We start from the raw sequence: 17,686 nt of genomic DNA on the forward strand, positions 1-17,686 counted from the left end.
TCCGCGAACGCGATGTCAGCTCGGTGGCGGGGCCCCGGGGATCCGGAGACGGTCGACGGCCTCCCTGCGCCGGCGTTCCGGGCGCCGGTCATACCGCGCGGTCGTGGCGGGGGAGGCATGCCCGACCAGGGCCTGGGCGGTCGCGAGGTCGACGCCGGCGTCGAGCAGTTCGCCGATGAACGTGCGGCGGAAGTCGTGCGGGGTCCTCTTCGACGCCCCGGCCGAGGTGAGCCGGCGCGTCACGATGTCGGCGACGGCCTGGCCGGTCATGTGCGACAGGCGGAGCCGTCCGGCCTTGTTGATGGGGCAGAAGAGCGGCCCTGCCTGTTTCCCGCGTTCCGCCAGCCACAGGTCGAGGCGCTGCACGGCCTCGGCCGTCAGGTACACGAGACGTTCCTTGTCGCCCTTTCCTCGGACACGCAGCGATCGGGCCGGCCGGTCGAAGTCGCCGAGTTTCAGACCGGCGAGCTCGGCTCTGCGGCACCCGGTCGAATACAGGACCGCGAGCATGGCGCCGTCCCGCCGTCCCGCGGGGGAGTGGTCGTCGTCGCACGCGTCCAGGCACGCCGCGAGGACCTCGGCCGGCACATGGTTTCCCGCGGGGAGCCGGGTGTGCTTGAAGGCGGGCAGGTCGGCGGCCCGCTGGTAGTCCTCACCGGTCATCAGCCCGAGCCGCCAGGCCTCCTTCAGTACGCGGCGCAGCGCCACCAGATGCTTGTTGACGTGCGAGGGGGACCAGCCCTGCTCGCGCATCACGGTCCTGAGGCGGACGGTGTGCTCGTAGCGCAGCCGTTCCCACGGCTGGCCGGCCCCCGTCGCGTCCGGGTCTCCCGTGATGAGGCGGGCGACCCGGTCGAGGCACCCGCGCATGGTGCGCTTGGACTCGGGGCTGGGGAGCGCGTCGAGATAGGCGTTGTAGGGATCGGGCGCGGACCGGGGAACCGGGCTGCGATCCGGCACGGCGGGGGTGTCCATCACGTCCGATCGTAATAGAAATCTACAATGTAAAGGCGATGGCGCTGAGAAATTTCACTCAACCCACCAAAACCCCCAAACCCGCACCGACCATGACGCGCAGGTTGGCCTGGACGATCCCCTGGGCGTCCAGGCCGACGACCCGGCCGCGATGGTCGAAGACCGTCGCGATTCCGGCGTGAGACCGCAGCCCCACGACCTGTCCCTCGGGGTCGGGGAAGTCGACGTGGAACATCGCGTCTCCCGACGGGCCGCGCACGCTGACGGTCCCTCCCGAGGCGGTCGAGTAGAGGTCGCCGTCCGTCGAGATCACGGGGTCGTCCTGGAGATCGGGGCTCAGAACACGGCCTGAGGCGAGCACCCGCATTCCGGGCGCCACGCCGGATTCCACGACCGGCCGGCCGCGCAGCGTCCACGTGGGCAGGTCCCATGTCCATGCCTGCAGAAGCTGACCGGCTCCCGGGTCCGTCACGGGGATCAGACCCAGAGCTGTGACTGTCGACGGCGTGCGACTGATGGAAAGGATCGCGTCGGCCTCCCACATCTCCCGCCAGACCACCCGAGGAAGGTCGGAGAGGGTGTCGAGCACGACGATGCCGTTCTCCTGCACAGCCGTCAGCAACCCGCCGTCATAGGACGGCAGGACCAGTTGGACGCGCAGAGTGGCCCAGTGACGGACCTTGCGGGTGACGAGGTCGAGCCGGTGCACGTCGCTGACGGACTCGCGGCGGGTCACGAGAAGAGCGGTGCCACCGTGGTCGGCGACGACCAGTTGATGTGCCGGGATGTCCCAGCGTGCCCGGACCCGGCCGTCCCCGGTGAGCAGGAGTGTGCCCGCGTCTCCGCAGGCGACCAGGGCCGCGCCGCCGCCCAGGACGGCTGCGTCGAAGACGGTGACCGTACCGGGGGAGGCCGCGGCGACGACCGGTGGTTCGCTCTGCGACGGGCGGCGCCGCGTGGGCCTGGGAAGGTCCGCCGCGGCGAGGGGATCCGCCCGGTCGGACAGGGCCTGTGTCACGCGGTCGAGAGTGCGGCCGTCGAGAGACCAGCCCTCGTCCCGGACGAGTGCCCTCAGGCCGGCGGTGGCCAGGTGGCGGTCGGCTGCCGGATCGGTGCTCCGCAGGGACGCGAACGCCAGGCCGAACCTCGATCTGGCCACCATGCCGTCCGCGTCGTCTCCGTCCAGCAACGCCTGCGCCGTACTGCGTGCGGCGTCGCCCGGCCATTGCGCGACAAGGTGGGCGAACAGGTGCGCTGCGTCCGGGCCGCCCAGCGCGAGGCCCGCCTGGATATCTGCGAGGGCCAACGGCCGCAGGGACTCCTCGGGCCAGGCCGCCTCGACGGCGCCGATGTGGTCTCCGGCCGCCTGCCTGTCGAGAACCCAGGCCCGGCGCAGATCCCGGGCTGCGGCGGCGTCGACACGCGCGAGAAGGGTGATCCCGGAGGCGAACGCGCCGCGGGATCGGGCGATGTCGACGGCCCGGTCCCGGTCGCCGGCCCGCCACCACAGCCGCACCGTGAGATCCGGTGACAGCGCGCGCCCCTCGGCCAGTTCGGCGGCCATCTGCCATTTCTTGTGGCGTTCGAGAAGTTCGACGGCTTCGCCGGGTACGTCGAGAAGGTCCGCGAGTGTGAACGCGGCCTCCTCGATACGGCCTTCCTTCTCCAGGTTCGCCGCGGCGGATCGGTAGAGATCGTGAAGGTGCCCGTAGACCGTCGGTCCGTAGGGCACAGACGCCGATCCGGAACCGGCGGTCGGGGTCGGGCGGAGCGAATTCCGGCGTGGGGGAAGTCGCAGGGTCAGCAGGCCCTGCTGACCGCCGGCGCCGCCCAATGCGATCGCCTCGCGCAGTGCGTCGTCCCATCGGCTCTGCTCGAACGCGCGCGTGAGCGCATGGAGGTATCGCTCGTGCCGGCGTCGCACGATCGGCATGGCGGGCGTTCGGACGGTCAACCAGGTCAGAGCACGGCGGAGGAGATGCCGGCGGCGCCGGCCTGGTCCGTCATGCCGTTCGCCCGGCCGCCCGGCGGTCGAGCCTGCCCGGCCGCGCACGGGGCGGCGGCGGTGTCTGCCGAGCCGGTAGAGGATCACCGCGATCGCTGCGACGCCGATGGGACTCAGGTGCAGTCCGGTGTCGTGGAACAAGGCTCCGAACAGGAACACGGTCGCCACCACCACCGTGACGGCCGGGATCAGGACGATGAGGAGGGTGAGGCAGCCGGCCAGGCCCCCGTGTGAGCTCGTCGTGGGCGCACCCTCGCGCAGTTCCGCCGCCACCCGTCCGGTTCGACCGGATGGCCGTCCGATCCTGGCGGCCACGCGCAGGTCCGGTGCTTTGATCTCGTCGAGCCGCTCGATCGGGGACACCGGTGGCTCGGGGGCCTGGACGGGCCCGAGCTCGGTGATCGTCAGTCCTGTCGAGTCCAGCCACTCGGCGGGGCGGAGAACGGGCAGGCTCTCCACGTGGCCGGTCCGTGCCGTCCCCGCGTGCAGCCAGGTGATCTCGCCGGGGCGGGTGCCGTACGCGCCGGGTGTGACGAGGCCTCCGGCGACGGCGCGGACCGGGAGGCCGGGCGCGGTCTCCGCACGCACGTCGAGGGGGGTCGCGAGTCTGAGCAACCAGCGCCCGTCAGGCAGTACGCGCAGTTCCGCGCCGTCGCGCCAGTGGGCGATGACGCGGCTGCGTGCTTCGGCTTCGCCGAGCACGGGGGCGTCGATGATGAAGCCCGCCGCGCCGACCCTGCCGCGGAATCCGTCCTGGTGGTTCATGCACCTGCCGCCGTGTGAAGGAGGATCTTGCCGGTGACGAGGTTGCCCGCCTTGAGCCGTCCGGTGTCGTCGAGTGCGGCGATCAACGGCAGGGTCGGGTGGATCACGGGCGGCGCCGGCGACCCGGACCAGCCGGTGAGCGTCACCGTGCCCGACCGGCGTACCAGGCGCAGAAGGACTCCGCCTGGTCCTGAGGTCACCAGAACCGGTTCGCGTCCGTCGAAGACGAGTCCGAGGACGTGGGATCGCGGTTCGATCGTGATGATCGCCCGCGAGCCGTTCGGGTGGACGACATGCCACGTGCGGGCGTCGGCCGATCGGGCGTATCCGCCGCCGCCCAGGATGACGGTGTCGTCCTGGGGCTCGATCGGCGCCCAGAGCCGTGGGATGGACACGTGCTTGCCGTGGGGTCCGTGAGTGACGTGGTGGGGCTGGTCGAATTGTTCGCTCGTCGCCGGCCCGACGGTGACAAGATCCGTCCGGACGGCTCCGCCGTCCTGGGCGAGTCTCCACCAGCGGCCGTCGCGGAGGGGGCAGATCACATCCCCGGACTGGTAGTAGAGGGGGACGAGTCCTTCCGCACAGATCTGGTGCACGTCGTCCATGTCGAGCCCGGCGGCTTCGACGGGGACGGACATGGACGCGACCCTGCCCAGCGGGTGCCCGATCACCTGGACGCGCAGCCGGCCGTCGCTCTCGATGACGGCGACGATGCGTTTGCCGAGGGCGGAGGCGGCCAGGACCGGCCCTTCGAGACGGTGCAGGCGTTTCCGGACGGGGCCTCGCCCAGGGGTCTGGGGCACGTGGATGGAGACGAGTTCGGCCGAGGTCGCGCCGCGTGCCAGGATCCGCCATGCCGAGCTCGGGAAGATGGGGAACCGGAGCGTCCCGGGGACTTCCGGGGTTCCGGCCGGGGCAGACTCGCGCCTGCCCGGGGCAGGCTCGCGCCTGAACTCACGGCCTCTCAGCGCCCGCACCGCGATCGGGCCGGGTGGCAGGGCGAGTTCGGCGCCGCTGTCGTCGCAGGTGACACGCACGTGAGTGGCCCCATGCTCTCCCCAGGCCGATTCACGGCTGCTGACCACGCGGCGCCGTCCATGGAGTTTCGCGGACAGGCGGGGGCCGGTCAGGATCCAGACGTCGTCGCCGTGGGCGATGTCACGGGTCCAGGCGGAGACGTCGTCGGCGTCGGAGTCCGCCGGACCACGGCTGTCCAGCCAGGTCTTGAGCAGCTCGGGCAGGTCCCCGGTGTGCCAGTCGCCAGGTGTGCGACCGAGGATTCCGACCGCGAGCTCTGTTCCCAGCGTCGCGGCGCGGCGATGGAGGACGATCATGCAGGCGAGCTGGACCAGGCGTCCGGCTCCCGCTTGGGCGGGGCCGGTGTCGGCGAGCACGGCCACGCGGCCTCTGGCCGTCGGAGTGTGGACGGCGGGGGCCAGGTGGAGGAGTTCTCGCTGGGCGGCGCGGCGGAGGAACTCGTCGGGCGCCTCGTCGGCGAGAAGCCATTCGGACACGAGCATGAGCTCGGGGTGGCCGTGTGTGGTCACCCCTTCGAATCCGTTGAGGGTGCCCGGTCCTGGCCGGGCCGGATTCTGGCCGGAGACGAGCCGGTCGACGCCTCGGACCAGTGGCCCTAGTGCCAGGGCGAGTTCGGGGGTGAGGGAGGACAACGATTCCGACCACGGGCCCAGCCCGGAGGGGAGTCTCATCTCCCCTCCAGCCAGGCGGGGTCGGCGGGCCGCAACGGCATGTCCGTGACCAGGGCCTGGTCCGGCATGAGCGCCGCGATCCCGCCGCTCGGGCGGCCGCCCACGAGGTGGTCGCGCCACAGTTCGGCCCGGGGAACAGGCGTCCGCGTGGTCGGCACGAGCAGTCCGGCGTCGAGGCCCAGGTAGTGGGCGCCGTCGGCCCAGGGCAGGTCGTCGCCGTCGCCCAGGACGAGGATCCAGTCGTCGGCCGCCGCGACGCGTAACTCCGCGCCTTCGAGGACCCGGGAACGGGCCGACGCCGCGAGGGCGGCCGCGACCGGACCGGAACCGGCCACCGCCACGGCGGGCAGAGGCGGCTCGCGTGGCACCCATTCCAGGGCGAACCGCAGGGTCACGGGCTCACCGCGGCGACCAGTCGTGCCCTGACCGACCTGAGCGGCTCGGCGAGGTCGTCGGTCGCGAACCAGGCGTCGATCTCTCGAAGCGTCGCCTCGACGCGGAGACGCTGGTCACGGTCGGGTCGTGTCGCGTCCAGTTCGGTGAGCAAGGTGTGGCCGGTCTCCGCGAGACGGGTGGCACGTGCCTGCGCGCCGCGGGAGAACTCCTCGGCGGCGTGGGCCAGGTTGTGGTTGTCGGACTTCTCCATCAGGTCGGCGAGTGTCTCCCGGGCGGCGGCCTGTGTGTCCGCGGTCGGGACGATCAGAGGCAGCACCCAGAGGTCGGCCGCGGAGGCGGCGGACCGCCCGTCCAGGATCGCCGCCGCCGCGACCAGTCGCTGGACGCGGACCGCTCTCCGGTCGGTGATGTGGATGCCCGCGGCGCGGAGCCGCCGGACGGCGGTGCCGATGAGAGGCTGGACCGGCGACATCTCGCATCCCCGTGCGGCGGTGGCCAGGCGGTCCACCGCATCCATCAGCCCGGCGGGTTCGTGCTCGACCGTGTCGGGCAGTCGCCAGCCTGCCTCCAGGAGTTCCTCGAGCCGCGCGTCGGGGACCGGTTCGATGAAGAGCCTGGCGAGGAACCTGTCGGCGAACGCCGCCAGGGAGGGGTCGTCGGGCAGGGCGTTGGCCGCGCCGACGCAGACTCTGAGCGGTGAGGAGAGGGCGGTGCGGCCGCGCCGGAAGACCCGTTCGTTGAGAATGCCCAGCAAGGTGTTCAGGATGGCGGTCGAGCCGAGGAAGACCTCGTCGAGGAAGGCGACGTCCGCCTCGGGCAACATGCCGGCCGTCTCGATTTCCACCACGCCGTCGCGCAGGCGGCGCAGGTCCACGGGTCCGAACACCTCGTTGGGCTCGGTGAAACGCCCGAGCAGGTACTCGAAGTATCTGCCGCCGAGACTTCCGGCGACGCGGCGGACGGCTTCCGACTTGGCCGTGCCGGGTGCGCCGATCACGAGCAGATGTTCGCCCGCCACAGCGCACAGCGCGACCAACTCGGCGATCAGCTCTCGCTGGACCAGTCCGGCGCGTGCGGCGGCCACCGCGTCGCGGACCGCGGCGGCGTCCTGAGCGAGGTCGATGCTCAGCTCGGAATCAGTTTTCACGCGCCGGAGTGTACGGAAGTCGAGGGCAAAAGATCACCCGAATTGCGCGGTTTGTAGGGGTACTGGGTGATTAAGCGGTTGACGTTCCAATGGCCGATGCCGTTGAGTGTCGCGATGCCTCTCCTCCGCATCGAACCGGTGGGCGACGCCACGCTCGAAGACTGGCGGCACGTCCACAACGCGATCATTCCGACCGACCCCCTGTCGCCCGACGACGTGCGTGAGCGGGTCGTGCGCAACCGCCTGGAGGTGGCGTATCTCGACGACGTGCTCGTCGGCTGCGCGACCGTGCGTCCCCCGGTGGGCGACTCGGCGACCGCCACGGTGATCGTCCGGGTGCTTCCCGCTCATCGGCGAAACGGGTACGGGGAGGAGTTCTTCGCGCGGGAGATGGCGCACGCCCGGGCGTCGGGCGCCAGGACGATCGAGACCATAGTTCTGGCGTCCAACGTGGACGGGTTGCGGTTCGCGCTGTCCCACGGGTTCGTGGAGGTGTCCCGCTACCTTCCACCGGAAGACGACGACCCGTTCATCACCCTGAGACTTCAGTGAGCACCGGACGAGTCGGCCTGCGGGCCCTGGGGGCAGTATGAAGATCCTATTTTTCACCTCAACCGGCGAGATCGACTTGTCTGCCGATCGTGCCGCCCTCAGGCACCTCGCCGAGCTGTTGACCCGTGGTTCGGGCTCGATGGCCGCCGAGATCGCTCCCGACACCGTGGTCGGCCAGACCGTGCTCACAGACGTGCGCGTCGACACGGTGGATGGTCAATCAGTCCTTGTTGCCGCCGTCCCTGAGAGTCGATCCCTGTCCATTGCCGGTGCGCGCGGCGCTCTCAAGCTTCTCGCTGACAACATCCTGGCCTTAGCAGAAAGCAATGATGGCGGCCATCTCCACATCGACTTCTACCCCGACCATGCTTACCTCGCAGAAGGCTCAGCCCCCTTGGTCGTCAACAGCCCCCATGGTGGAATGCCCGCGCACGGAATGGCCGTGCGGAACTCAGTGTCCCTGGGCGTGTTCCTCGCGGTAGCGGCTCATCCCAGGGTTCGGTTCACAGCCGTGGAACTTGCGGGGCGAGGGATCACTGCGGACGCGGCCGGAAATCGTTGGGCACGCGAAGTAGCGAAGCCTTCTCTGGACGGCCTTTCGCTCGCTGACAAGCTCATCGAGCGAGGCGAGTTGGAAGACCGACTCGTCGACTTGTGGCGCACCATTGAAAACGTCGAGGCCGACCCGGCGACCTTCGAGACCCAGTTGGCGGAGATCGTCACAGCATTGGAGAAGTGGCCGTCGGCTCCTGAGCGGACACTGCATTCAGTGGCGTCGCCGACCTATAACCCAAGAAGCCGAGGGTGATACTCCGGCCTTCCACATGTAAGAACCTTGCGCAGATATCGGCGAAACTCCTGTGGATGGAAACCGTCAGAGTCGATGCGAAACTCGTATTCGGAATCGTCCAATCTCAGGCCCTGTACGGCTGCGTCAGTGAAGACCACGCGAAGAGAGTCATTCTTAAGCTCGACTTCACGCACTGCACCATAATTGGTGAGTCCACTTTCGTTTGCGACACAGTAAGACTCTCCTTCCGGCCAGTTGCTATTTTCCTGATAGTCGTTGCGTCGGAGATCACACTGGAAGACGAAGTCTCGCCCCTCGTCTTCGGAAGATTCGGCCATTCCCACCAACAATAAAGGGGGTTCATCCTCAATGCCGACCTCTTGAATCATTATCGTGATCACGCACTAACACCTCGTTTCTGGAATCGCAGCGCTTGCCCTTGCCCGGATCTCTCGTCTGTGGGCTGCCGACCCACCGCGTAGCGGCAGCAGGCCGGCGTCGGAGGGCCAAGCCTGGCGGTGGGGACGGCTTCCTTATCAGGTAACGGCACTACTGGTTTGAGCCGACCACGTCGAGTATTCGTCGGTGGGAACCGACTGCTGTCGTCCGCGAGTGTCCATGGTCATCCATCGGCGTTGTCACACAGTTCGTCACTCAGGCGGGGACCAGTGTGCGCGGAGGTGATCTGGCGGGAGGACCTCCGCTCGTGGGAGAGTGTGCGGCATGCAGCCTCCGCGATCTCTTCGCCTTAGGATTGCGCGTGGTCTCGCGCTGGTCATGTTCGGGTGGTTGGCCGCTGGCATAGCGTTCAGCCCTGTGTTCGCAAACATGCCTTGGTCGTACTGGCTCATAATCTTGGGAATCATGTCCGGCCTCCTACTGGTGAATTCGTTTGCGGATACCCTCCTTCAACTACGGGGGAAGGACCGGGGGCCGACGCAGCGATTGGGAGACGGGGATCGAGTCGGACCGTAGGCCGGGTTCAGATTGCGCACGCTCTCTACCTGCACGGATTCGCTCTGAACCACAAGCGGCCTGGAAAACGTTTCCGTTCGTTGTCATCGCTTGCCGGCACTTTATGAAGCCGTGCGCCCCCAAAGAGCCCCGGCCATCTCTGCCCTCGACTCGCTGACGATCGAGGCGAACGTACGATGCCGATCATGGCTGATGTTTCGACCGACTCAACGGTCGCGGGTGCGGAGTCCTCGCGACCGGAGGTGCGGGTTTCCCGGGCGATGCTTACCGCGATCATGGCGTGGGTCGCGGCCTTCGTCGCCGGTGCCATGGTGAGCGGGCAGGTCATGCATGGGTGTGATTTTGATCTGTACAGGAAATCCTGGGCCACTGCATGTGGCCCAATGGGTATGTGGCTAACCATAGGTAGCTTCGGATGGCTTGCCACTCCCCTTGTTTGGCTGGTAGTGGGGCTCTTCGTCGGCTTGGCACCTAGGCGGTTGATCCGGGTTCGACGGACGGCAGTTCAAGTAATGCCTGGCCTGCCAATGGCCATTATTGCGCTATGGGCTCTCGTCTTCGTCTTCTATTGGCTGGGGGTCCGCTGAGAGGGCGGTCCACGAGGTCGGGCGCGGGGCGGCACGAAGTCCCGACGAACGCGCCTACGGCCGGCCGTCGATCCACTCGGTGAGGACCGTCACGGCGAGGCCCGCCGGCACCGCGGAGAGGTCCTCGCCGAGTGGCCGGGCGGCCAGCACCGCGGAGACGTCTTCTGGGGAGACGCCGGCGCCGGTCAGGCAGGCCGCGGCCTGGCTGTCGGGGAGCAGGCCGAACCAGCGCAGTCCCGCGCTGCGGCGGGCGCCCGGCTCCGGTGCTCCGACGAGCCGGACTCGTGAGATGCCCCCGTCGGGATAGGCGTCGATCCGCACGGCGGTCACCGGGGCGCTGGGCCGGTCGAGCGTGAACAGGTGCCGCGTGTCCGGCCGTACGGCGGTGCGCGGCAGCAGCCGGAACCACGAGGAGGAGTCGGCCGGGGGAGGCGGCGTGCCGTCGCCGAGCACGCAGCCGTGCAGTTCGACCTCCGCGGAGGCGTTGTACTTGAAGTGGCTGGTGTCGATCTCGATCTGGCGGAGTCGGCCGGTCGCCGCGAGGTTGATGACGGCGAAGTCGTGGCCGTCGTCGCGGCGGCGGCTGGTCTCCCAGCCTTCGCCCATCGTGCGGGCGCGGTCGGGGCGGTTGAGCACCTCGGCAGAGCTGTAGAAGTCGTCGCTCGCGGCCACCACGAGTCCGCCGTGTTCCTGCGCCGCCAGATCGATGGTGAGACCGTCCCATCGCCGGGGGTCGGGGACCACCACGCCGTGGACGCGGAGCCGGGCGACTCCTCCGTCGGGGTGGATCGACAGGCGGACATGGGTGAACCTGCGGAGGTCGGTCACGGTGAAGAGGTTGTGGCTGTCTCCCCTGAGGGGGCTGACCGGCACGATCTCGGCCCAGTCCGCGGCGGCGAGTTCGGCGGGTGCGGGATAGCCCTCGAGCCCGCACGCCTCGACCTGGCAGGTCGGCGGGAAGTTGCCGGTGAAGAAGCTGGTGTCCACGTCGATCCGGGTGATCACGCCGGGCGCGCCGAGCCGGACGACGGCCCAGTCGTGTCCGGGTTCGCCGCGTCTGCGCCGGGTCTCCCAGCCGTCGACGATCTCACCCCGGTGGTCGTAGCGGCCGGGGGTGAAGTCGGCGGCGGCCGGGACCAGCAGGTTCTCCTTGAAGCCGAACGACTCGTCGCTGGCGGAGATCACGCTGCCACCGAGCCAGCGGGACGCGAGGTCGGCGCTTGCGGGCGCGAAGGTGTTCATCAGGCCTCCGTGCCGACGTCGCCGCCGAGGATCCAGGAGATCGGCCACCCGGTGATCTCCTTGGGTTCCGGGCGGGCGTAGGTGCAGACCTTGCTGGTGCGCAGGCCGAGTCCCACCACCGCCTCGGCCAGGCGCACGCCCGCGGCGACGCCGTCGACGACCGGCACTCCGAGGCGTGCGGAGATGGCCTCGTCCAGGCCGGCCATGCCGCCGCAGCCGAGGCAGACGACCTCGGCGTGGTCGGACCGTACAGCGATGGAGGCCTCGGCGACGATGGCCTCCATGGCGGCGGCCGGGTCGCGGTCGACGTCCGAGGTGGACAGGCCGCAGGCGCGGACGGAGGCGCAGCGGTCGGCCAGGCCGGCGAGCCGCAGCCGGTCCTCGATGGCGCCGACCGACCGCTGCAGTGTGGTGACGACCGAGTAGCTGCGGCCGATCATCTGGGCCACGTGGGCGGAGCTCTCGGCGATGTCGAGGACGGGGACGTCGACGATCTCCTGCAGGCCTTCTCGCCCGTGCTCGCCGAACCCGGCCATCACCACGGCGTCGTACGGCTCGGCGACGCTCAGGACGCGGTCCATCACGGCGACCGCGGACAGGTAGCTCTCCATCGCGGAGTCGATGGCGTCGGCCCCGTAGGCCGGCTGCACGGCGAGGATCTCGGTGCCCGGTGAGGCCGCGCGCAGGGCGGTCTCCTTGATGGCGCGGGTCGTCGACGCCGAGGTGTTGGGGTTGACGACGAGGATCTTCACGGGGTGTCCTCCAGGCGGTCGGCCGTAGGGGTCAGCAGTCGTCCGGCGGGGCGGAGCGGGTCGATGTCGCGTCCGCGCAGCCAGGTGCGGCGGACGACTCCGTGGAGGCGGCGGCCGGTGTAGGGGGTGACGGGCTGCCGGTGGTGCAGGTCGTCCGGGTGGACCGTCCACTGCTCGTCGGGGGCGAAGGCGCACAGGTCGGCGTCGTGGCCGGGGGCGATCCGGCCTTTGGCGGTGAGGCCCGCGAGGCGTGCCGGGCGTTCGCTCATCCACCGGGTGACCTCGGTCAAGGGGATCCCGCGCCCGCGGGCCTCGGTCCACACGACGGGCAGGGCGAGTTGGAGGGAGGAGATGCCTCCCCAGGCGGCGCCGAAGTCCCCGGTGTCGAGGTGCTTGAGCCCGGCGGCGCAGGGGGAGTGGTCGGAGACGACGAGGTCGAGGGTGCCGTCGCGCAGCGCCGCCCAGAGAAGGTCGCGGTTGGCGGTGTCCCTGATCGGCGGGCAGCACGCATACTCGGTGGCGCCGTCGGGGATCTCCTCCGCGGTCAGCGCCAGGTAGTGGGGGCACGTCTCGACGGTGATTCTGATTCCGTCGCGCCGAGCGGCGGCGATCAGCGGCAGCGCGGTGGCGCTGGACAGGTGGACGATGTGGGCGCGTGCTCCGGTTCGTCGTGCGGCGTCGACGACCGCGGCCACGGCGGTGTCCTCGACTCGGCCGGGTCGTGAGGCGAGGAAGTCCTCGTAGCGGCGCCCGTGCGCGGGCGGGCTGACGGTGAGCTCGGCGTCGCTCTCGGCGTGGACGAGGAGCAGGCCGTCGAAGTCGCGCAGCGTCCGCATCGCCGAGGTGAGCTGGTCGGGCGACAGCGGCGGGAGATCGGGGGCGCCGGTGTCCGCCAGGAAACATTTGAAGCCCAGCACGCCCGCGTGGTGGAGCGCGGCGAGTTCCGCGGTGTTGCCGGGGGTGACTCCGGCCCAGAAGCCGACGTCGACGTGGCATCGGCCGGTGGCGGCGGCCCGCTTGGCGGTGAGGGCCGCGACGCCGACGGTCGCGGGGACGCTGTCGACCGGCATGTCGACGAGGGTGGTGATGCCGCCGGCCGCGGCGGCCAGGGTGGCGCTGGCGAAGCCCTCCCAGTCGGAGTGGCCGGGTTCGTTGACGTGCACGTGCGTGTCGACCAGCCCGGGGAGCAGCACCACGTCGGGGCCGAGGTCGACGACCTCCGCGAAGCCGCCGGGCGGTGCGTCCGTCACGTACGGTTCGACCGTCACGATCCGGCCGGCCCGGACGGTCACGACGGCCGGGACCTCTCCATCGGGGGTGACCGCCCGTGCGGCCCGGATCACGAGGTCGGGCGCCGCCTCAGGGGAGGGTGCGGGCAGGTCAGCCACGGGGGCCCAGCGCGGTGGCGGGTCCGGAGGCCAGCGCGGCGTCCAGCAGGGAGACCGCCTCGGTGACATCGCCGGCCACGGGCGCCAGGCCGAGGTCGTCGGGGCCGATGACCAGGTCGGCGGCGAAGGCCTCGCGCAGCCTGCGCCATCGCGGTCCGAGCAGGACCAGCCGGGCCGCGCCGGGCTCGGTCTGCAGGGCCGACCAGACGACGGCGGCCTCGGCGAGTGTGCCGATCCCTCCGGGCAGGGCGACGACCGCGTCGGCGGTGAGTAGATGGCGCAGCCTGTCGGAGTAGTCGCCGGCCCAGCGCAGCTCGGTGCACCACGGGCTCGGGGTCAGCGTCGCCCAGCCGCGCATGGGCAGCCCGATCACGGTGGCGCCGGCCTCGTGGGCGCCGCGTGCGGTCGCGCCCATGAGGCCGCCGTACCCGCCGGTCATGACCGTCCAGCCGCGTGCGCCGAGCGCGGTGCCGAGTGTGAGGGCCTCCTGCCAGGCCGGGTCGGGTTCCTCGATGCGCGCGGAACCGATGACGGCCACGACCGGCGACGGCGCCGTGGGGGCGTCATCCGGCGACGAGCTGGTACCCACGGACGCCCTTCCTGGTCGACAGGCTGATCAGTGCGCCGCGCAGGACGCCCTCGGAGTACTCGCTGCCGGGGTTGATCGAGCGGGACCTGCCGATCGCAGCCTCGCCCCGGGACTCGTGGATGTGCCCGTGCAGGCCGAGGAGGGGCTGGTAGGTCGCCATCGCGTCGCGGACGGCCGACGAGCCGACTCCGGTGATCACCGGGCTGCCGGACTTCAGCACGGGGCGGAACTCCTCGTCCAGTGCCATGGCCTGGTCGATCGGGGTGTCCTTGGGCGGCACGTGCAGGTTGAAGATCGCCTTGGAGGTGTCGGCGACCTTGGCGGCCTCGCGGTCGATGCGCTCGGCGAGCTGGTCTTCCGGCAGTTCCCGGGGGGAGGCCCACGGCGTCGGGTTGGAGTAGCCGACGGAGATCATCGTGAATCCTCCGGGCAGCTCGACCAGTTGTCCCTCGGGGTTGATCAGCATGGTGGAGGACCGGAGCACGTCGTCGATGAAGAACGGGTCGTCGTTGCCGGGGGCGAGCAGGCACATGATGCCGGTCCCGGCCAGGCGTTCCTCTGCGAGGGACATCCAGGCCGTCAGCGTCGCGTGCATGCGCTTGCGGAAGGTCTCCTCGACGAGTTCGGGCCGCTCGCGGAACTCGGCGATCTCATCGGGTGTGGTGTCGTAGGCGTAGAGGCCGCCGTCGGCGATCAGCTTGCGCAGGGCGGGAAGTTCCTCGGCTTCCACCTCGCGGTCTCGGCCGAACACGTGGGACCGGTACCGTCCGCCCGCGGCCTCCACGATCGGGACGAGCATCTTGCCGGTGATGTCCCCGCCCATGATGAGCACGTCGGCGCCGTAGAACTTGCCGGCGTTGACGAACTTGCGGAAGCAGCGGTCGGATCCATGGATGTCGGTGGCGAAGAAGATCTTGATGTCATGGCTGCGCATCGATCGGCCCTCCGATCTCGTCGGGGAGGTCATACCAGGTCATACGACGGCCCACGGTGTTGCGGGCTCGCCACTTGAGCGACTTCGGGGCGGCGGACAGGGTGTCGGCGATCCCGCGCGCCCGGTCGGTGACGACCGTCGCCTCCGGCTCCGGCAGGAGTTCCGCGGCGAGTTCGGGCAGGCGGGCGAGGTTGTCGGTGACGGTCGTGTACCAGCCCCAGTCGCCGCTGGTCACATCGATGAGCCGGTCGGAGCTGACGTGGTCGGGGTCGGCGCCTCGGACGTCGGAGGGTGCGACCTCGTGGGTCAGCAGGATCGTGAGGGCGTCGGTCAGGTCCTTGCGATTGACCTCCACGATCTGCAGTTTGGTCAGGAGCAGGTCGGCGGGCGAGAGGGTCTCCGGATGCAGGGACAGGCGTCCGGCCAGGTCCATGCTGTGGCACATCTGGAAGCCGCCGACGAAGACGTCGAGTTTGCGGGCGTTCGGCTCGTCGGTGAACAACATCCGCCGGTCGCCGCGCATGTTGTTGAAGCGCACGTTGGGCGCGTAGCCGAGGTCCACCATGGCCGACTTGAACGCCTTGCCCTCTTTCGGGTGGATCACCAGGTCGATGTCGCCGTAGGTGCGGCGCAGCGTGGCGGGGACGTCGCGGTGCCGGTGCCGGGCGACCGCGAGACCGCCGACGAGCCGTACGGCCAGGCCGCGCGTGGCGAAGGCGGAGATGAGGCGGGCCGCCTCGGCCTCGATGTCGGCGAGGGGTGCGCCCGGAGGGGATGCGGAAGACGGCCCAGCGGTGGTCATGCCGGCTCTCCAATCACGATGCGGTGGATCGTGTCGTAATGCTCGGACTTCGCCGCTTCGCTGGGGAAGTTGTAGCTCTTCTTGCCCAGGGTCTCGGCGAGATGGAATCCGAGGAGGCTCAACGGGAGCGCGGCGAGCAGGGGCGAGAACTCCTCCGGCACGGCGGCGGCGAGGGGCAGGTGCAGCGCGGGCACTCGGGGGGCGACGTCGCTGACGACGATCGGGAAGGCTCCGATGAAGTCGAGTTCGCTCAGGATCTCCGCGGCCCGGTCGGCCGATGCTCCTGAGGGCGCCACCATGACCACGGGGGTGCCTGCGGAGCTGACGAAGTACTCCTCGTGCGCCCATTCCTCGATGTTCGTGCTCACTCCGAGGACCTGGGGGCCTTCGAACAGCTTGGCCGCGCCGAACTTGGCCGACGACTCGTTCGGACCCCCGCCGAGGAAGGTGATCCAGCTCTGCCCCGCGAGGGAGCGGGCCGCCTTCTCCGCGGGCCCGGCGTTGGCGCGCAGGGTCTGCTCGGCCAGCCGTGGGATCGCGAGGAGCGCGTCGCGCGCGGCCGCGGTGTCGCGTCCCCGGGCGGCGGCCCAGCGCAGCGCCAGGTCGTCGAGGGTGGCGACCATGCCGAGGTAGGTGCTGGTGCCGGGGGAGAACCCCAGGGTGGGCACACCGATGGGAAGCACCAGTTCGGCCGCCTCGGCCAGGGCGCCGGTCTGGTTGTTGGTCAGGGCGATGGACAGGTGCCCGAAGCGGCGGGCCTGCGTCGCCGCCTCCGTGGTGCGGCCCACCTTCCCGGAGAACGAGACGCAGATGACGGCACTGCGTTCGGGCAGGTAGCGCACCTGGTAGCGGGCGAAGTCGAGGGCGTGCACGGCGCGTGCGGAGATCGCGGTGTGCCGCTGGAACGCCAGGGCCGTGGCCAGACCTGCGAAGTGGGAGTCGCCGCAGCCGACCAGGAAGAGGTGTTCGATGCCGCGTTCGGTGAGGATGCGCGCGATCCGCTCCGACTGCCCGTCCGGGTCGGCCAGCCGCTGGACGATCACTTCCGGGATCATGTCGATCTCCCGGCGCATCACGTCGATGTCGTACGGCATGGCCGCGGAACCTGATGCCGAGGCCTCCGGGGCGTGCTCGAGGGCCTCGAACCTTCGTCGTGCCGTCTCCGCGTCGAGTCCGGCCAGCGCGAGCGACCCGAACTCGGCGATGGCCCAGGCCGCGGTCGCCGCGCCGCGCCGTACGGCGTCGAGCAGGGGCAATCCCGCGGCGAGCGCGGCCGCCAGCGCACCGCAGAAGGTGTCGCCGGCGCCGGTGGTGTCCGCGACATCGGCCGGGTAGGCGCCGACGCGCGCCTGGCCGGGCAGCCCCTCCGCGTCGACGAGCGCGCCGTCGGAGCCGAGCTTCACCACCACGGCGGGAACCCCCCGCTGCCGCAGGCCGGCCGCGGCCTTGGCGGGGTCGTCGTAGCCGGCCACTCCGGCGAGCTCCTCCCGGCTCGGGACGAACACGTCGACGCGGGCGGCCAGGTCGAGCACTGCCTCGGGGTCGCCCACCCAGTCCTCGTGGGTGTCGAGGGTGATGAGGGCGTCGGGGGCCTCGTTCCTGATGTGCTCGACGAGGGCGGCGGCCGCGGCGAGCGGCATCGCCGCGAGGTGCACGACCGAGGCTTCGCCCAGCGGGCCTGAGGGGATGTCCTCCGGCCGGACCGCCACCTCCGTCGAGCGTTCCGCGGGCGTGCGGTAGATCCAGTGCCGCCGCCCGTCCTGCTCGTAGATCACCCAGTTGCGGATCGTGGGGCCGTCCACGGTCCGCACTCCCGAGGTGTCCACATCCAGGCGTTCGAGGGTGGTCAGGATCTCGGCGGGAAGATCGTCGCCACGCCGGGTGACGATCCCCACTGCCGGGTTCCACAGCCGCGCCGCGAGCGCCGCGTACACGACGTTGCCGCCCGGGCTCGCCATGCGCACCGTGCCGTCGGACCGTACGACGTCGTCGATGGTCAGGTTGCCGATGACCAGCACTCGCCGCGGGCCGGCGGCACGGATGGGACGCATCTGAACAGCTCCTTCGATATCGCGGGA

General features: G+C 70.3%; 15 protein-coding genes. 2 read left to right on the forward strand and 13 right to left on the reverse strand.

The window, feature by feature from the left end:
* Positions 1-15 precede the first annotated feature (15 nt).
* From Pmi06nite_RS24225 to Pmi06nite_RS24245, 5 genes are read right to left on the reverse strand one after another with little or no spacing between them, the layout of a single operon-like run.
* Positions 16-975, reverse strand: a complete 960-nt coding sequence (locus Pmi06nite_RS24225; RefSeq protein ID WP_203955398.1) for a tyrosine-type recombinase/integrase — start codon at positions 973-975, stop codon at positions 16-18.
* A gap of 58 nt (positions 976-1,033) precedes the next feature.
* Complete coding sequence (locus tag Pmi06nite_RS24230) at positions 1,034-3,745, reverse strand: bpX6 domain-containing protein (RefSeq protein ID WP_203955399.1); 2,712 nt, start codon at positions 3,743-3,745, stop codon at positions 1,034-1,036.
* The gene (locus Pmi06nite_RS24235) at positions 3,742-5,454 is read right to left on the reverse strand and encodes a hypothetical protein (RefSeq protein WP_203955400.1); all 1,713 of its coding nucleotides are present in this window, start codon (positions 5,452-5,454) and stop codon (positions 3,742-3,744) included. Before Pmi06nite_RS24235 ends, Pmi06nite_RS24230 begins: the two co-directional genes overlap by 4 nt.
* Positions 5,451-5,849, reverse strand: coding sequence for a bpX5 domain-containing protein (locus Pmi06nite_RS24240; RefSeq protein ID WP_203955401.1), 399 nt, complete (start codon positions 5,847-5,849; stop codon positions 5,451-5,453). The genes Pmi06nite_RS24235 and Pmi06nite_RS24240 overlap by 4 nt, the downstream gene beginning before the upstream one ends.
* A complete protein-coding gene (locus Pmi06nite_RS24245; RefSeq protein ID WP_203955402.1) occupies positions 5,846-6,997 on the reverse strand; it encodes an AAA family ATPase in 1,152 nt (383 codons plus the stop codon). The genes Pmi06nite_RS24240 and Pmi06nite_RS24245 overlap by 4 nt, the downstream gene beginning before the upstream one ends.
* 114 nt (positions 6,998-7,111) lie before the next feature.
* Here Pmi06nite_RS24245 and Pmi06nite_RS24250 point away from each other — a divergent pair, with 114 nt between their 5' ends.
* On the forward strand, positions 7,112-7,549 hold the full coding sequence (locus Pmi06nite_RS24250) for a GNAT family N-acetyltransferase (RefSeq protein ID WP_203955403.1): 438 nt from the start codon (positions 7,112-7,114) through the stop codon (positions 7,547-7,549).
* Positions 7,550-7,586: 37 nt separating this feature from the next.
* Positions 7,587-8,357, forward strand: coding sequence for an Imm32 family immunity protein (locus Pmi06nite_RS24255; RefSeq protein ID WP_203955404.1), 771 nt, complete (start codon positions 7,587-7,589; stop codon positions 8,355-8,357).
* On the opposite strand, the gene Pmi06nite_RS24260 is transcribed toward Pmi06nite_RS24255, so the two are convergent.
* From Pmi06nite_RS24260 to Pmi06nite_RS42675, 8 genes are all read right to left on the reverse strand, one after another.
* Positions 8,333-8,740 (reverse strand): Imm10 family immunity protein, encoded by a 408-nt coding sequence (locus Pmi06nite_RS24260; protein ID WP_203955405.1) that lies wholly within the window; start codon positions 8,738-8,740, stop codon positions 8,333-8,335. The genes Pmi06nite_RS24255 and Pmi06nite_RS24260 overlap by 25 nt on opposite strands.
* A gap of 1,215 nt (positions 8,741-9,955) precedes the next feature.
* Positions 9,956-11,143, reverse strand: a complete 1,188-nt coding sequence (gene alc / locus Pmi06nite_RS24265; RefSeq protein ID WP_203955406.1) for an allantoicase — start codon at positions 11,141-11,143, stop codon at positions 9,956-9,958.
* Entirely contained in the window at positions 11,143-11,895 is a 753-nt protein-coding gene (locus Pmi06nite_RS24270) for an aspartate/glutamate racemase family protein (protein WP_203955407.1), read from the reverse strand. The genes alc and Pmi06nite_RS24270 overlap by 1 nt, the downstream gene beginning before the upstream one ends.
* Positions 11,892-13,283: an allantoinase AllB gene (allB, locus tag Pmi06nite_RS24275; protein WP_239114171.1), complete on the reverse strand. Its 1,392-nt coding sequence runs from the start codon at positions 13,281-13,283 to the stop codon at positions 11,892-11,894. Before allB ends, Pmi06nite_RS24270 begins: the two co-directional genes overlap by 4 nt.
* The gene (locus Pmi06nite_RS24280; protein WP_203955409.1) at positions 13,276-13,872 is read right to left on the reverse strand and encodes an LOG family protein; all 597 of its coding nucleotides are present in this window, start codon (positions 13,870-13,872) and stop codon (positions 13,276-13,278) included. Before Pmi06nite_RS24280 ends, allB begins: the two co-directional genes overlap by 8 nt.
* Positions 13,847-14,806 (reverse strand): metallophosphoesterase family protein, encoded by a 960-nt coding sequence (locus Pmi06nite_RS24285; protein WP_203955410.1) that lies wholly within the window; start codon positions 14,804-14,806, stop codon positions 13,847-13,849. Before Pmi06nite_RS24285 ends, Pmi06nite_RS24280 begins: the two co-directional genes overlap by 26 nt.
* On the reverse strand, positions 14,793-15,608 hold the full coding sequence (locus tag Pmi06nite_RS24290) for a nucleotidyltransferase family protein (RefSeq protein ID WP_203955411.1): 816 nt from the start codon (positions 15,606-15,608) through the stop codon (positions 14,793-14,795). The genes Pmi06nite_RS24285 and Pmi06nite_RS24290 overlap by 14 nt, the downstream gene beginning before the upstream one ends.
* The gene (locus Pmi06nite_RS42675; RefSeq protein WP_203955412.1) at positions 15,605-17,659 is read right to left on the reverse strand and encodes a PfkB family carbohydrate kinase; all 2,055 of its coding nucleotides are present in this window, start codon (positions 17,657-17,659) and stop codon (positions 15,605-15,607) included. Before Pmi06nite_RS42675 ends, Pmi06nite_RS24290 begins: the two co-directional genes overlap by 4 nt.
* Positions 17,660-17,686: the final 27 nt, after the last annotated feature.

This window comes from Planotetraspora mira (genome assembly GCF_016863275.1).
Lineage (GTDB): Bacteria > Actinomycetota > Actinomycetes > Streptosporangiales > Streptosporangiaceae > Planotetraspora > Planotetraspora mira.

Excerpts from the sequence above, each read along its gene's own strand:
- Pmi06nite_RS24225 (WP_203955398.1), bottom strand. The coding sequence starts at position 975 with ATGGACACCCCCGCCGTGCCGGATCGCAGCCCGGTTCCCCGGTCCGCG.
- Pmi06nite_RS24230 (WP_203955399.1), bottom strand. The coding sequence starts at position 3,745 with ATGAACCACCAGGACGGATTCCGCGGCAGGGTCGGCGCGGCGGGCTTC.
- Pmi06nite_RS24235 (WP_203955400.1), bottom strand. The coding sequence starts at position 5,454 with ATGAGACTCCCCTCCGGGCTGGGCCCGTGGTCGGAATCGTTGTCCTCC.
- Pmi06nite_RS24250 (WP_203955403.1), top strand. The coding sequence starts at position 7,112 with ATGCCTCTCCTCCGCATCGAACCGGTGGGCGACGCCACGCTCGAAGAC.
- Pmi06nite_RS24255 (WP_203955404.1), top strand. The coding sequence starts at position 7,587 with ATGAAGATCCTATTTTTCACCTCAACCGGCGAGATCGACTTGTCTGCC.
- alc (WP_203955406.1), bottom strand. The coding sequence starts at position 11,143 with ATGAACACCTTCGCGCCCGCAAGCGCCGACCTCGCGTCCCGCTGGCTC.
- Pmi06nite_RS24285 (WP_203955410.1), bottom strand. The coding sequence starts at position 14,806 with ATGCGCAGCCATGACATCAAGATCTTCTTCGCCACCGACATCCATGGA.
- Pmi06nite_RS24290 (WP_203955411.1), bottom strand. The coding sequence starts at position 15,608 with ATGACCACCGCTGGGCCGTCTTCCGCATCCCCTCCGGGCGCACCCCTC.
- Pmi06nite_RS42675 (WP_203955412.1), bottom strand. The coding sequence starts at position 17,659 with ATGCGTCCCATCCGTGCCGCCGGCCCGCGGCGAGTGCTGGTCATCGGC.